The following is a 15,260-nucleotide window of genomic DNA, read 5'->3' as shown; positions in this document are numbered from 1 at the left end:
ATGTTGAGAAAAATCCAGGAATTTATTGGCCGCGAGTGGAAAAAGATATTGATCCTGCTGATAGTGGCCATTGCCTATCAGCTGTTTTCATTTTTTTTCCTGTACACGATGGACCCGGAACTGGCCAAAGAATCCTATAACCGCCTGGGTGGTTTTTTCAGGCATTCGATCAAAGGCGCGCTCGAATTCACCCTCACGTTTTATGTGCTGATCTATGTCGCCTGGTTGCCCCTGTTGCAGAAGCGGAAGATCCTCCAGTTTTTCCTGCTGATATTCGGGCTGTTTGTACTGAAAGCCGGGTATTCCGTGCTGTTTGAATTCGAAAGCGTGAACTTCAAGGTAGACCAGAATCAGAAAGGCCTGGCGGAATTCATCCGCAACCACAAGCTCCTGTTTTACATCATTTCGATGGGTGTGGCGTATATGTTCACGCTGCTGGCCAGCCTCGTGGTGGCCGTGATCATCGACTTCAACCACCGCAACAAACGGCAGAAAGCGCTCGAAAAAGAAAAGCTCGACGCCGAGCTGTCCGCCATCAAATACCAGATCAACCCTCACTTCCTCTTCAATTCCCTGAGTTTCATCTACAGCAAAACGGTGCCGCTGAGCGAAGAAGTGAGCAACGCCGTGCTGCTGCTGAGCGACATCATGCGGTACGCGCTGGGGAAGGAAGAAGACGCCGAAGGCAAGGTGGCGCTGGAAAAAGAAATCACGCACATGAAAAACGTGATCGAGATCAACCAGATGCGCTTCAACAACAAACTGAGCATCCAGTACGCGGAAGACCTGCGGAACCCGAATGCCCGCATCACGCCCCTGGTGCTCATCACCCTGGTGGAAAACGCCTTCAAGCACGGCGACCTGCTCGACCCCGCCAACCCGCTGGTGGTGAGAACCGAGTCCGACGAACGGCAAATCCGGTTTTATATCCGGAACAAAAAGAAAGCCGGGCCGAAGGAATTGTCGACCAACATCGGCCTCAACAACGTGAAGCAGCGCCTGCAGCTGATGTACGGCGACAAATACCAGTTCAACATCATCGACAACGAACATTTCTATACCTCCGAACTCACGATCAATTTATAAGCCATGATTAACTGCATAGTGATAGACGACGAACAGCACGCGATTGATCTGCTGACGCACCACATCCGGCAAACGCCCTTCCTGAACCTGCTGTACACCACCACCGACCCGCTGGAAGGTTTGCAGCTGCTGCACCAGCACCGGGTAGACCTGATTTTCCTAGACGTGCAGATGCCTTCCATGACGGGCATCGACTTCATCAAGGCCATCAACGGCAAAAGCAAGGTGATACTCACCACCGCCTACAGCGAGTACGCCATGGAAGGTTTCGAGAACGAAGTGCTCGATTACCTGCTGAAGCCCATCTCCTTTGCCCGTTTTATCAAAGGCGCACAGCGTGCACTGTCGATGATACAGCCCACCGCACCGGCGGCCCGCGAAGAAGACGACTTCATTTTCGTAAAAACCGAACAGAAAGGCAAACTCATCAAAATCAATATCAAAGACATTGTGTTCATCGAAGGGCTCAAGAACTACGTGAAGATCCACACCCGCCAGGGAGAGGGCATCATTGCCCTGCTGAACATGAAAGACCTGGAGGAACGGTTGCCGGCCGCCGAATTTGCCCGCACGCACAAGTCGTACCTGCTCGCCACCGGCTTCATCCGGATGATCGAAGGCAACGTGGTGCACCTGGAGCACACCGGCGAAACCGTGCCCGTGGGCGATACCTACCGGGAAACCTTTATGAACCAGATGAAGGGGAAGATCATGACCAATAAAAAATAAACCGGGCCGGCCATACACCAACCCGGTTTTTCAAAACAATAAAAGAGTAGCACCTACCGGTGCGGATATGAGAGGAGTACAAGCTCCTCTTTTTTGTGAATGTCATCTAAATGTTGGCGGATGGTTGGGAAGCGTCGTTTGCCGTTTCGGCAAAAAGCCGCTATTTCATTGTAAACTGTGTAGTCGAAAGGTAGAATCTTTAAAATTTTGTTAAAAAAAACAGCGGTATTCCTGATAATCCGGTTACAATCGGCAAATAGGTTTGCCTCTGTTTAGCAAGGCGGCTCAAACAGCCATAGAACATACAAAAGAACAGCCATTTATGATATGAAGAAGTGGACCATATATGTTGCAACCGTTAGCAATAAGGTAAAAAAGAACAGCTTTTCATTAAAATAACATCAATTAAACACAACTAGCCTGACAATATAATGACAATGACATATTACCCGGCGCTTTATGAAGTGATGCTTTGCCGGTACCCCGGGCGGGGTTTCCGGTGGGTGCGGCAGGGAAATGGGCTTCAGGTCGTTTCCTGCGGCCCCTGTTTCGCGGGTATCGCATTTTCTAACGGTGGAGGTTACACTAAAATGGCGCCCGGCCGCGCCGCTCCCTGCCGCAGATTCAATTGGCAGACATTTTGCGAATCCCTATTTTTGCCAGATAAATCGGCCTTCCCCTGAAGAAAGTTCGCAAAATATTGACCGTCGCCCTGCTGAGCGTGCTGGGCCTCATTCTGCTGGTCAGCATACTGATTAATATTCCCGCCGTGCAAAACGTGCTGGTTGACCAGGTGACCCAACGTCTGAGCAAACAGCTGGCCACGCGCGTGGAAATACGTCATGTGAACTTCAGGCTCTTTAACAGCATGCGGCTGGAAGGCACGCTGATCGAGGATCACAAGCACGACACCCTGCTCTACGCCGGTGTTCTCCAGGTGCGGATCACCGACTGGTTCTTCATCCAGGAAAAACCCGTGCTCAAGTTCGTGGGCCTCGAAGATGCCCAGGTGAACCTCATCCGCCCGAAGTTCGACTCGGTATGGAACTACCAGTTCATCATCGATGAATTCGGCGGCTCCCCCTCCCCGCAGCCCAAAACAGAAAAAACGACCGGCGTTTCGCTCGACCTGAAAAAGGTGGACCTGAAGCGGGTGAAGTTCAATATCGTGGACGGCTGGGTGGGCGAAGACATGCGCGTGGCCGCCAACCGCATTTATCTCGATGCCGAGCGCCTCGACCTGCGGGCCCACGACGTGCTCATCAACGAATTTACCCTCGACCGCCCGGAATTCATCATCGCCAGCTACGCCGCCACCCGGCCCAAACGCAAGCCGGTACCGCCGATGCCCACCGTTGCGCCTACCCCGCTCGACAGCCTTCACCCCGTTCCCCTCCGCTGGAATGAGGACAACTGGAAGCTGGTGGTGAAGTCGATGCGCATCAAAGACGGCACTTTCGGCGTCGATAACCTCGAAGATTCCATCCCTTCCACGGAAGGCCAGTTCGACCCGTCGCACATCCGCTTCGGCAATATCAACCTGTCCATTTCCAACAGCAGCCTCGTCAAAGACAGCATTTTCGCGGACCTGCGGCTCACCACCCGCGAGCGCAGCGGCTTTGAGGTAAAAGACCTCCGCAGCCGGTTTAAAATGTCGCCCGTGGAAATGGAGTTCAATAAGCTCGACCTGGTGACCAACAACAGCCACATCCGCGATTATTTCACCATGCAGTACGAGGATCTTGGCGACATGAACGACTTTGTGGACGCGGTGACCATGCGGGCCAATTTCAAAAACACACGCCTCTCGTCCGACGACATCGCCTACTTCGCCCCGCCGCTCAGCAGCTGGAAAACAGAATTGTCGGTCAACGGCCAGGTGCACGGCCCGGTGAGCAACCTGTCCGGCGACAGCCTCGATCTCAAAGGCGGCAACCACACCCGCCTGAAGGGAGACATCACCATGCGCGGCCTGCCGTATATCGAAGAAACGTTCATCGACTTCACGGCGCACGACCTGCAGACCAGCGGGCACGACATCCGGCAGTTTTTCCCCCTGCTGAAAGACATCACCACCGTGCGCACCGACCTGATCACGCGCCTCGGCTTCCAGGGTACTTTTACGGGGTTCGTAACGGACTTCGTGGCCTACGGGAAATTCCAGACCAACCTCGGCAACCTCGACTCCGACCTGAACTTTAAAACCAGCAAAGACGTGCCCGTTTATTCCGGCCGCCTCAACGCCGACAATTTCCAGGTGGGCACTTTGCTCGACAATACCATCGTGTCCAACGCCAGCTTCCAGGCTAAAATCAAAGGTGAGGGTTTTAACTTCCAGACGCTCAAGGCCTCACTGGAAGCGGAAGTGAAACAGATCGGCCTGTACGGGTACGACTACCGCAACCTCACCGTGGAAGGAGAAATGAGCAAACGTTTCTTCAACGGTTCGCTGGCCGTGAACGATCCCAACCTCGATATGGACTTTACCGGCACCATCGACTTCAACAGCCGCCTGCCGGTGTTCAACTTCTATTCCGAGATCCGCAACAGCGACCTGAAGGCCCTGCGCCTGACCGAAGATTCCATCACCCTGCAGGCCAAAGCCGACCTGAACTTCGCCGGCAGCAACATCGACAACTTCGACGGGATAGCCCGTCTGTACGACGTTTCGCTGTTCAAAAACAAAAGCCGCGTGGAGTTCGACTCGCTGTCGGTCAGCACCACCATGGAAAAGAACCTGAAAACGCTCCGGATCAAAGGGAATGAGGTGGACGGCTATGTGCAGGGTTCCTACAGTTTTATGGAGCTGCCCAATGCGTTCAAACTGTTCCTTAACAAATATTACCCCGCCTATTTCAAATCACCGCCGGCGGCCAATGCCGGCCAGGACTTCTCCTTCTCTTTCGAGTTCGGCGATGTGGACAAGGTGCTGAGGGCTTTCACGAACAATATCAAGGGCCTGAACGGCACGCAGGTGGCCGGTTCGCTCAATACCCTGTCTGGCCAGGTGAACCTCAACGCCGCCGTGCCGTACGGCGCCTATACGGATTTCGGCGTGCGCAACCTCCTGCTCAAAGCCAACGGCGATTTCAACAAGATCAACATGAGCGTGAGCATCGCCGAAGTGTTGTACAACGACAGCACCGTGTTCACCAATCCCGTCATCATGGCCAGTTCAGGCCGGGATACCTCTTACGTGAAAGTGGACCTGAAAGCTGAAGACACTACCAGTCTCGACGGTTTCTATGCCCGTCTCATCACCGTGGGCGACGGCGTGAAGGTGCACTTCCTCAACAGCAACTTCACCGTGAACGGCCGCCAGTGGAGCATGACGCCCGGTAATGAAGTGTACTGGAGCGAAAACTTCCTCACCGTCAACAACCTCCGGATTTCGCGCAACGACCAGAGCATCACCATCCGGACCAATGAATTCAACCCGGACGAAAGCCGGTTCATGATCGCCCTCAAAGACCTCAACCTGTCCGACATCATTCCGGCCGGGCTTACGGACATCCGCGTGGAAGGGCTTGCCAACGGCAACATCAACGTCAACGATCCGTTCGGGGACCTTCAAGTGGATGCAGACATCCAGGCCAGCCAGCTGCGCATCGACAACGATTCCCTGGGCCTGCTCCAGCTGGCCGGCAATTATAACATGCGCCTCGGGCAGGTGAACTTCGACGTCAAATCAGATAACGCGCTCGCCAACTTCGTGGCCAGAGGCAGCGTGGGCGTCAGCGACAGCAACCGCGTGCTGAACGCTTCCGCGGAAATGAACAATACGTCCATCAGCCTGCTCGATAAATACCTCGGCGAATACGTCAGCAACCTCACCGGCGCCGCCACCGGCAAGGTGACCGTTACCGGCACCACCGACAAACCCTCGTTCCGCGGCTCCGTCAAGGTGGAGAACATCGGCATGAAGGTCAACTACCTCGGCACCTATTACAAAATCCCGCTGCTGCACGTGCACAATATGGACGACAACCTGATTGAAATGCATCCCTTCACCATGATCGACAAGTTCAACAACCAGGCGAAGGTGAACGGGTTTATCAGTCACCAGAATTTCTACGACATGAACTTCGAGTTCGACGTGGCGTCGCAGAAATTCCTCTTCCTCAACACCGGTTCGCAGGACAACAACCTGTACTACGGCGATGTGCTGGCCGCGGGCCGCGTATACTTCACCGGCAAGCTGAACGACCTCCAGCTGCGGGTACTGGCCCGTCCCCTGCGGGGCACGCACTTCTACCTGCCTATTTCGGACAGCAAAGACATCGGCAAACACGAATTCATCCGGTTCAAACAATATGGCACCATCAAGGAAGAGCCGAAGAAAAAGAGCGACATCAAGCTGAATGTGAAGATGGACATCGTGGCCAATCCCGATGCCGAGATCGATGTGATCCTCGACCCCACCACCAACGACGTGATCACCGCCAACGGCACGGGCAACCTGACCATCAACGTGAACCTCGACGGGGATTTCACCATGTACGGCAACTACGTGATCAACCAGGGTAAATACAATTTTACGTTTGAAAGGGTGGCTACCTGGAAGTTCGATATCGACAAGGGCAGTACCATCACCTGGAACGGCGACCCCGCCGAAGCCAAGGTGAATATCACCGCCAAATATTCATTGCCCAAGGTAAGCCTCTACAACCTGTCTACCGCCGCACAAACCGGCGGTGGCGGCACGGATGCGCTGAACCGTTCAGAGCGGGTGGAAATCCTGCTGTACCTGCGCAACTCGCTGATGCAGCCCGCCATCACTTACGAGATCACCCTGCCGGATGTAGGCTCGCTGGCATATGAAAGCGGCATCGCATCGCGCCTCAAAGAAATTAACCAGGATCAGAACCAGGCCCTGTACCAGATCTCCTTCCTGCTGGCCACCGGCCAGTTCCAACCGCCGGACGGCGGCGGCGCCAACATCGGCGTGACCGGTAAAAACAGTGTGGGGCAGGCGCTGAGCGCGCAGGCGTCCGCCATCCTGAACAACTTCTCCAATACCTTCCTGAAGAACGCGGGCATCGGTTTTAACGTGAACTATACGGCGTATAACTTCAGCAACAGCGCCAACAGTTCGTTCGACCGTAACCTCGTGAGCACGGGCATCACCAAAAACTTCTACAACAACCGCATCCGCGTGTACGTGGGCGGCGACTACGATTGGGGACGCGTATCGTCCACCGCCTCATCGCAGAACTTCGCCGGCGACTTCCGCGTGGAATACCTGCTGACGCCCGACGGGCGCGTGCGTATCAACGCATTCAGCAAAACGGACTATGACGCCTATTATCTCTCCAACCGTATCAGGAGCGGTGTGGGGCTTTCCTATGTGCGGGACTACAACCACCTGAACGAACTGTTCCGCGACCGCTTCCTCCGCAGGCGGCAGGACAGTCTGCGCCGCGCGGTGATGCAACAGCGGGACAGCAGCAATGCGGCGAGAAGGGATAGTGCGAGATAGCGGCGGTTACTCCATGTTCTCGTAAACTTTCGGGGTAAGGAGCTTCCCCTTCCAGGCCTTCACTTTATCAAAATTCACAACTACAAACAGCAGCAGTACAAAGAATGAGAACACCTGTATAGCTGGAGGACCTATTTTCAGTGAGGTTACGTAGAATCGATAAGTTACTACGGTTGGTGTAAAAGCGATGAGATTGAAAGTACCCAGCAGGATCGTGATCAGCAGAAGGATTTTACCGGGGCGTGGCTTCAGTACCATGAATACTGCGCAGGCGAGCAGCAAAAAGATGGCACCATAATTTTTGTAGGTGAAGATCACGTCAGTAGTAGCAGCAGTATACAGGGTATACGTTATGCCGCCCAGCAATATGCCAAACGGTAGCCAGTTCAACCAGCGTTTTGATTTCGCCCGCGACTTATTGTCCGAAGTCATCTGTGGGATTTCCGGAGGTACGGGTACATGATGAGGGTCTTGCGCCCGGATAGCGGCATCTTCCATAACAATGCTTTGGCGATAAAGATAACAAAAGTGTGGATTAACGATAGTAGCGGCCATTGAATACCACTTACGTTGTATTACAATTCATCCGCTTCTTTATAGCTTTAACAAATGTAACCCGGAATGCATTTGACCCGAATGCAGTGTTAGCCTGAAGAATGAATCGAAAGCCCAGCGTAATCCTACATCCGATCTCATAACCAAATCCCGTTAAGCACATGAACCATTCCCGAATCCTTTTGTTAGCATCCTGCCTGGCTGCATTTGTTTCCTGCCACAAATCCGTCAACAAACCCGACGCGGAGGAGAAAATGTTGTCTGCCAGCGAGCTCCGGCAAAACAGTCCCGTTCCCCCGCATTGTTACGGACTGTCCGATCCATGTTCCGACCCCGCCTGCGAACCTTTCTGGAAATGTGAGGAACCCGGCGGAGAGCAATCCGTACAATATGCGGGCGTTATTGTCACACATGAATATCACTCCGGCCTCCTGCGTTTCAACAGTGAGGCGGACCTGCAAACCGTGCTTGACCAGCTGGACGCCAATTATGAAACGCACAATGCCAATTATGAAAATCTGTATCCCACGCTCACGCCCGAGCAGCTCGATGACATGGATGTGACCACCGGATTTGATGAGTTCGCCACCTATCGCGCATTCGAAAATCTCTTCCCGGGTTATACATCCAAACGGAAAGAACTGGAGATCATTGAAGAAAACTGGCTGGCTGCGGACATGACGGGCGCCCACCCCGACAATTCCGACATGTCGTTCGACAACTCGGAGAACACCGTATTCGGCCCCGGTTACCAGCTTAAAATCGGCACGACCGTATACACCCTCAGCACCGACCTTCAACCTGCATCGATCGGGGTAAGCCCGATGCTGATCGGCTGCATTTCCAACAAAAGAAGAACAAAAAATTTCACTTCGCCCGACGGCAGCAGGAAGTTCGAACTGAAAGTTGCTTTAAATTCGATATGGGTCAGAAGCAGCGCCAAAGGGAAAGTTGTTTCCTATGTAAAAAGCGGCAACCGCTGGAAACGTTCCAGGGCGCATATTGCAGCCGGCAACGGAGGCACCATCTACGATAATAACTGCAGCAACACCTGGAACTTCACCGGACGCCATCCCGTGAACGGATATAAGAAGAGAAAAGAAATGAAGGAAGTGCGGCGGGGATACGCCACCTGGTGGAAAACCATGCCGGGCCAGGTATTTGCCACGTTTGACGCGCTCAACATCGCCACCGGCACATTGGCTATCAACTGAGTAAACGAATGATATGATCAATATCCGGAACGCCGGCAGCATTCTTCGTGCTGCCGGTATTTTAACCTTGCTGATCACATTGGCCTCCTCTCCTGCCAACGCCCAACGCGACCGCTGGCACATGGGCTTCACCGCCACCGCCGGCTTAGCCGCCAAAGCGGATATCAACGGCGATAAACGGCCGTTTGGCCTTTATAGCCGCCGCGTGGGTGCGTTCGAAGGAACGTTCAATGCGTACCTCCCGCTGACGGGCGGCTTTTGGATAACCGTGGGATTGGGCGCCGGCGTTACGGGGCACAGTATCATTTACAACGTTCCCAAAGAAGCTTTCACGCCGCCGATGAACTATGATCTCACTAACCTGGGGGCCGGTTCGCGTGAAATGGATCTGGTATATGCGAAACTGCCCGTCGAAGTAGAAAAACGATGGATGGTGAAGCATCGACGCCATTGGCATGTTGCGGCCGGCGTCAGCCTGCTGTATGCCTCGCCGATCGATGTGAGCATGGCCGAGTCCGTGTGGTACAACAACGGTTATTATATTTTCAAATCGGGTGAGTGGAATAGCGACAATCACCGGAAGCCGTGGATGACTTATCATTTGTCCGGCGGGCATACCTGGAAATTCCGGTACGGGCATTCCATCCGCGCCAGCCTGAAAGGCACCCTGTCGTTCACGGACGCTACCACCGGCACTTACCGCTTCACGCTACCGGACAAGCCTGTGGAAGGGGGCACGTTCAGTTTTACCGGCAGTTACCTCGGCGTTTCGGTGAGTTATCTTTTTACGCGGTAATTATCTGACCTTTTTGAACGGCTGCCGCCTGTCTCCTACCAGTATAAGCTCCGCTGGCGTGCCGTCCGGCTTGCGGGTGAACTCCATGTGATCGAAAGCTTTCTCATCGAAAAAGAAGATATTGTCGGCGCCGGGCTTCAATTCGATTTTGCCTTTACGGGAACCGGCAACCAGTTTGCCATTTTCGAGGACGATGGTAACCGTGTCCGTATTCTGACCCGCATAGGCGCCTTCATAGGTTTTCAGCACATTTTCCGCAACCGGCACCGGCCGGTGACGGTAACGTTTCTGCGAGAGCAGCCAGGTGTAGAGGCTGTCGTTATTATAGGCTTCTACCCAGCTGTCGTGGCCCGTTTCCGGGTAGATGGTGAATTTCACGTTTTTATTAATGGGTTTCACGGCATCTATCATCCGTTGCGACGCATCCAGCGGCACCACGTAATCTTTGGCGCCATGAAAACACCATACCGGTATGTTTTTCAGCCGCCATGCCCTTGAAGCGTCGCCACCGCCGCAGATGGGCGCAATGGCCGCAAACAGTTGCGGAGAGGACATCGCGAAATCCCAGGTACCGTAACCGCCCATACTGAGACCGGTGAGATAAATACGGTCATCGTCCACGCGGTATTTTTTCTGCACGTCGGCCAGCAGTTCCTTGAGCAGCGCAGCATCCCAGGCTCTTCCTTCCGGCGCCTGCGGCGACACCACGATGAAGGGGAACTGTTTCCCTTTCTCGATCAACATCGGCGGGCCGTGCTGTTTTACTTTTTCCACATCCGTTCCTCTTTCACCCGAGCCATGCAGGAACATCAGCAGCGGCCAGGTTTTGGAAGGATTCGCGTCATACTGCTGCGGGAGGTACAGCAGGTAAGGCGTTTCGCGGATAAATTTCTGTACGGTCTGCTGCGCGCTTACGTGCGCAGCCAGCAACAGCACCAGGGCAGCGAGGACGGTTTCTTTTGAACGGCTCATGATATCAGGATTCTGCTTTTAAACTTTTTACAGGGTTCGTTAACGCGGCCCGGAGGCTCTGCATGCTCACCGTCAGTGTGGCGATGCTGACGGTCACGAAGGCGGCCAGCCCAAATACCCACCACACCATGTCCGTTTGATAGGCAAAGCCCTGCAGCCAGCGGTACATCGTGTACCAGGCCAACGGAAAGCCGATCAGCATGGCGATCACCACCGGTTTCAGGAAGTCTTTCGACAATAACCGGATGATATCCGGCACCGATGCCCCCATCACTTTCCGCACGCCGATCTCTTTGGTGCGTTGCTCGGCCGTGAACATCGCCAGCCCGAACAGGCCCAGGCAGGAAATAAAGATCGCCAGGAAGGCAAAAACACCGGCCAGCTTGCTGACCACCGCTTCACTTTTATACAGCCTGTTATACTCAAGATCGGAAAATTGGTACGTAAAAGGAAATTTCGGGTTGATTGTTTTGGATAGTTTCTCCAGGCCGGTCAATGCCTCCTGCGTTTTGCCCGCCGCCGTGCGCACCAGCACCGTGCCCCATTTGAAATTTTCATCCAGCCGCACGATCAGCGGTTCGATGGCCTGGTGCATGGAATTGAAATGAAAATCTTTCAGTACGCCTATGATGCTGCCTTTGCGGTTGCCCCAAGTAACGGGCTGGCCGATCGGATCCGCCAGGCCCATCTTCTTCACCGCCGATTCGTTCACCAGGAAGCCGGAGGAATCCGCCCCGTACGCCCTTGAAAAATCACGGCCCGCTTTCACCTGCAGGTTCAGGGTTTTCACAAAGTCGTATCCCACCACCGCATCCGCAAAAGACACCGCAACCCCGTCCGGTTTGCCCGGCCATTCGATGCCGTTGCTATGGTGACCGATCACCGTAGGTGAGTTCCGCATCCGTGACACCGACAGGATACCCGGCAGCCGGCCCGCTTCTTCCCTGAACAGGTCGAACTGCTGCAGGAGGTTGCCTTCCAACGGTATATACAGCAGGTTCTCCCGGTCGTATCCCAGGTTTCGGGACCGGAAGTAGTCCATCTGCCGGTACATCACGATCATCCCGATCAGCAGCACGATGGTGAGCGTGAATTGCAACACCACGAGGCTTTTCCGGAATATCGCCGGCCCCTGCCCGAACTTCAGGCTGCCCTTCAATACACGCGCCGGCTTGAGGCTGCTGAGGAAAACAGCCGGGTAACTGCCCGCCACAAAACCCGTCACGATCATCAACCCCGTCAGAGCCAGCCAGAAAAACGGCTGGCCTACCGGCAGGCTTAACTGTTTACCCGTGAGCTGGCTGAACGCCGGCAGGATACAGACCACCACAAACAGCGACACCAGTACGGCAAAGAAGGTCAGCATCAGCGCCTCTCCCACGAACTGCCCGATGAGCGCCGAACGTTGCGCCCCTACCACCTTCCGCACGCCCACTTCCTTCGCACGTTTTGCAGAGCGCGCCGTGGCGAGGTTCATGAAGTTGATGCAGGCGATCAGCAGGATAAACACCGCCACCACGCTCAGCATCCGTACATATTCGATACGCCCGCCGCTGATTGTGCCGTTTTCGAAAGCGGAGTGCAGGTACCTTTCGCGGAATGGCTGCAAGTCGAGCTCCACCACCATTTCCGGTTGTTTGCCTTTATAGCGGTAAATAAAGTCTTTGATTTTGGTGCTCACCTTTGCAGCGTCCGCCCCGGCGCGCAGCTGCACATAAGTAGCAGGACTGGTATTGCTCCAGTTATGGACCCAGACGTTTTCCTGCACGAACGCTTTCCATGATCGTACGAAGTCGAACTGATGCGTGGAATTGACCGGCAGGTTATCGAAAACCGCCGTGACGGTGAGGTTGAGTTTATTTTCAAAACGGATGGGCTGCCCCACCGCTTTTGCCGCGCTGCCGAAAAACTGTTCCGCCATTTTCCGGGAAATCGCCACCGCCTCCGGCGTATTGAGTGCGGTTTGCGCCGTCCCTTCCAGCAATGGATAGGTGAACATGGAGAAGAAGTCTTCTCCCGCAAAGGAGCCCGTCATTTTCCCGATACGGTCGCCCGCCTCGAACGTGGCTGTGCCGTTCGATTCCAACCCGCTGGCGTACTCCACTTCCGGGATCACGTTTTTCAGTTCCTGCGCCAGCAGCCCCTGTGTGTTATACATCCCTTCCGTTTTACCGTCGAACGTACTGCGCTCGTACACCTGGTACAGGCGGTCGCCGTTGGTATGGAACGCATCCACCCCCCGTTCGTCCTGCACCCACAGCATGATCAGCAGGCTGCAGGCAAGACCGGCGGCCAGGCCGAGGATGTTGATGGCCGAGAACGATTTGTTGCGGATGATGTTCCGCCAGGCGATTTTAAGATAGTTGGTAAACATACGGACGTGGTGTTGAAAATAATGTGCCAGTGATTCAACTATCTAATATACATCAATTTATACTGAGAAATATTTCTACTTTGTTCGGTTTCGGTACAGGGGGGTGTGCGGAAGCGGGCGGGAGCATTTTGCCTCCCGCAATAAACTCGAATTCAAACCACTTTAATATTTTCTTGTTGGAGCACTTCGCGTGTGTGGCCGCACGTATGTTCCGTCCTTCCGATAATAGCCTTTAACCTGAACTGAGCCACCCGTTGAAGTTCCGGACAAAGAGCTGCTTTGAATACTGCTTTTCTTTTTATTGTACTCAGCAAGTTGTTTATTCTGCGTCTCAATCCACTCAGCTGGTAATATTGTATAGCCAGTATTTTTTGATTTTCCGTATTTCAGCACTCTTACATAGCCGCTTAGTGAACCATAAGATATAAGCACACTTTTCTTTCGGCCAGGATATTTGGTGTAAACAGGCACACCTGCAGGAATAAATCCTATCGTTTCACCTTTACATGCGCTTGTTGCGTAAAGATGGTAGCCAAGTTCCGGCACAATTTCATAGTAATTTGTTTCGACATAGTTTTTGGTAGTCAGGCAGGATGTAAAAAGAATAAAGGCTAAATAGCAGAGCATTAGTCGTTTCATAGAAAATGGGATTACGAGGTTAAAAATGTTCTTCGGGGAGCATAACATAAGTGGTTCAGAAAGAACCAACATTTGCCTCTTCTAAATAGGAGAACTACGAGCAAGAATAGCGGTATTAAAGCAGATTTTCGGCACTAGACTTTACTTGTCGATTAAAGATATGAAAATCGCAGATATACAAAACAATCTTTAACAGAAATTAAGTCATAACGAGCTTACAAACATATTTGTAAGGAATAGTGGCTGTCTTTTCTAAACGAGTATTAGAAGTCTCAAAAAAAAGGAGGGACTACACGTCCCTCCTATCCCCCATCTCATTTCTTTATCCTCCCCTCAAAATCCTCCCACGAATAATAATGAAACACCTTCCCGTTACTCATCGCCACCAGCATCCCCTTGGGGAACCTCGGCCCTAATGGTACCGCCGTCACCTCGGACCCGTCGCTCTCCACCGTCGATACCGGTACTTCGGTCACGAAGGCTTGGTTGTCCCGCCGGAACACCATGAAAGTATTCGCCTGCTGGTTCGACACGAGAATGTAACCGGTGCTGTCCGTTAACGGGTAAATGGAAATTCCTTCATGATCGGAAGCAAACCCGGTTGTACCGAACAGCGCCAGCTGGGCAGACGATGAATCCGGATCGGCGAAGTATTTTCGGATACCCACGGTTTCGTCTGAGTAATACACATACCCGGGCTTGTTATCAACGGCGATCGCTTCGATTTCCTTTTTGCCGCTGTACTGCCCGAACTTCCTGACCAGCGAGCCTTTCACGGCACCGTGGCCGTCGTCTTCGAGGCGGTATTGCCAGAGGTATTGATCGGCAGGACCGCTCTTCCGGCCCGCAATCGCGAATATCGTGGAATCAGCCGGGCGGGTGTACAGCGCAATACCCATCGGCGCCCGCTCTTCAGCGCCTTCAAATACCGGGATGCCGCCATTGTCGATCGGCGTCAGTTCCGGCAGTTTGAACACACGGAGTTTGTTCGTTTCCCTTTCGGTGAGTACGGCAACATCTATCCGGCGGCCGCCGATCAGCAGACCGTAAGCAATATCCACATTGTTGGGGCGGCGAAGGTCTCCTGCTTTACGAACAATCCTGCCATCGAGATCAAAGGCGTACAACGCCCCGTCGCTGTCTTTATCGGTGCCGATGATGAGGCTTTTCAGCGTATCGGCTGCATTGATCCAGATGGCGGGGTCATCGGTATCGTGCGCAACGGCTTCGGTAACAACCGCCGGCTTCAATGCATCGGCGCGAACGGGCGCCCTGCCCGGTTCGCAGGCACATAAAAACGCTGTAACAATAATTATATAGCTTCTTAACATTCAATTTCCTTTAATCAGGTGAACAAATTCAACCGGAGCCATGTGCTTCGACTCCTGTGCCCGGCACGGCATCAACGAGACACAT

Annotated in this window: 10 protein-coding genes; 5 read left to right on the top strand and 5 right to left on the bottom strand. The window is 53.6% G+C overall.

Annotated elements, in window-relative coordinates; genetic code table 11:
• The 3 genes from EGT74_RS24555 (at position 1) to EGT74_RS24545 (ending at position 7,294) form a co-directional block, all read left to right on the top strand.
• Positions 1 to 1,086, top strand: a complete 1,086-nt coding sequence (locus tag EGT74_RS24555) for a sensor histidine kinase (RefSeq protein WP_123849265.1) — start codon at positions 1 to 3, stop codon at positions 1,084 to 1,086.
• A gap of 3 nt (positions 1,087 to 1,089) precedes the next feature.
• On the top strand, positions 1,090 to 1,815 hold the full coding sequence (locus tag EGT74_RS24550) for a LytR/AlgR family response regulator transcription factor (protein ID WP_123849264.1): 726 nt from the start codon (positions 1,090 to 1,092) through the stop codon (positions 1,813 to 1,815).
• Positions 1,816 to 2,515: 700 nt separating this feature from the next.
• Positions 2,516 to 7,294 carry a translocation/assembly module TamB domain-containing protein gene (locus tag EGT74_RS24545; RefSeq protein ID WP_123849263.1) on the top strand — a complete coding sequence of 1,593 codons (4,779 nt, stop codon included), beginning with the start codon at positions 2,516 to 2,518 and terminating at the stop codon, positions 7,292 to 7,294.
• A gap of 6 nt (positions 7,295 to 7,300) precedes the next feature.
• On the opposite strand, the gene EGT74_RS24540 is transcribed toward EGT74_RS24545, so the two are convergent.
• Positions 7,301 to 7,792, bottom strand: a complete 492-nt coding sequence (locus EGT74_RS24540) for a hypothetical protein (protein ID WP_123849262.1) — start codon at positions 7,790 to 7,792, stop codon at positions 7,301 to 7,303.
• A gap of 218 nt (positions 7,793 to 8,010) precedes the next feature.
• On the opposite strand from EGT74_RS24540, the gene EGT74_RS24535 reads away from it, so the two are divergent.
• Positions 8,011 to 9,063 (top strand): hypothetical protein, encoded by a 1,053-nt coding sequence (locus tag EGT74_RS24535; protein ID WP_123849261.1) that lies wholly within the window; start codon positions 8,011 to 8,013, stop codon positions 9,061 to 9,063.
• A 13-nt stretch (positions 9,064 to 9,076) separates the two neighbouring features.
• A complete protein-coding gene (locus EGT74_RS24530) occupies positions 9,077 to 9,859 on the top strand; it encodes a hypothetical protein (protein WP_123849260.1) in 783 nt (260 codons plus the stop codon).
• Here the strand turns inward: EGT74_RS24530 and EGT74_RS24525 are convergent, their stop codons facing one another.
• The 4 genes from EGT74_RS24525 to EGT74_RS24510 form a co-directional block, all read right to left on the bottom strand.
• Positions 9,860 to 10,831 carry a carboxylesterase family protein gene (locus EGT74_RS24525; protein ID WP_158618293.1) on the bottom strand — a complete coding sequence of 324 codons (972 nt, stop codon included), beginning with the start codon at positions 10,829 to 10,831 and terminating at the stop codon, positions 9,860 to 9,862.
• 4 nt (positions 10,832 to 10,835) lie between these two features.
• Positions 10,836 to 13,205, bottom strand: a complete 2,370-nt coding sequence (locus tag EGT74_RS24520; protein ID WP_123849259.1) for an ABC transporter permease — start codon at positions 13,203 to 13,205, stop codon at positions 10,836 to 10,838.
• 162 nt (positions 13,206 to 13,367) lie between these two features.
• A complete protein-coding gene (locus tag EGT74_RS24515; RefSeq protein ID WP_123849258.1) occupies positions 13,368 to 13,844 on the bottom strand; it encodes a hypothetical protein in 477 nt (158 codons plus the stop codon).
• Between the two features lie 314 nt (positions 13,845 to 14,158).
• Positions 14,159 to 15,175: a phytase gene (locus tag EGT74_RS24510; protein ID WP_123849257.1), complete on the bottom strand. Its 1,017-nt coding sequence runs from the start codon at positions 15,173 to 15,175 to the stop codon at positions 14,159 to 14,161.
• Positions 15,176 to 15,260 lie beyond the last annotated feature (85 nt).

It is taken from the genome of Chitinophaga lutea, assembly GCF_003813775.1.
GTDB classification, from domain to species: Bacteria; Bacteroidota; Bacteroidia; order Chitinophagales; family Chitinophagaceae; genus Chitinophaga; species Chitinophaga lutea.
The sequence above is the reverse complement of the archived record's forward strand: the minus strand, read 5'-3'. Positions and strand labels throughout refer to the sequence as shown.

Excerpts from the sequence above, each read along its gene's own strand:
- EGT74_RS24555 (WP_123849265.1), top strand. The coding sequence starts at position 1 with ATGTTGAGAAAAATCCAGGAATTTATTGGCCGCGAGTGGAAAAAGATA.
- EGT74_RS24550 (WP_123849264.1), top strand. The coding sequence starts at position 1,090 with ATGATTAACTGCATAGTGATAGACGACGAACAGCACGCGATTGATCTG.
- EGT74_RS24540 (WP_123849262.1), bottom strand. The coding sequence starts at position 7,792 with ATGGAAGATGCCGCTATCCGGGCGCAAGACCCTCATCATGTACCCGTA.
- EGT74_RS24535 (WP_123849261.1), top strand. The coding sequence starts at position 8,011 with ATGAACCATTCCCGAATCCTTTTGTTAGCATCCTGCCTGGCTGCATTT.
- EGT74_RS24530 (WP_123849260.1), top strand. The coding sequence starts at position 9,077 with ATGATCAATATCCGGAACGCCGGCAGCATTCTTCGTGCTGCCGGTATT.
- EGT74_RS24525 (WP_158618293.1), bottom strand. The coding sequence starts at position 10,831 with ATGAGCCGTTCAAAAGAAACCGTCCTCGCTGCCCTGGTGCTGTTGCTG.
- EGT74_RS24520 (WP_123849259.1), bottom strand. The coding sequence starts at position 13,205 with ATGTTTACCAACTATCTTAAAATCGCCTGGCGGAACATCATCCGCAAC.
- EGT74_RS24515 (WP_123849258.1), bottom strand. The coding sequence starts at position 13,844 with ATGAAACGACTAATGCTCTGCTATTTAGCCTTTATTCTTTTTACATCC.
- EGT74_RS24510 (WP_123849257.1), bottom strand. The coding sequence starts at position 15,175 with ATGTTAAGAAGCTATATAATTATTGTTACAGCGTTTTTATGTGCCTGC.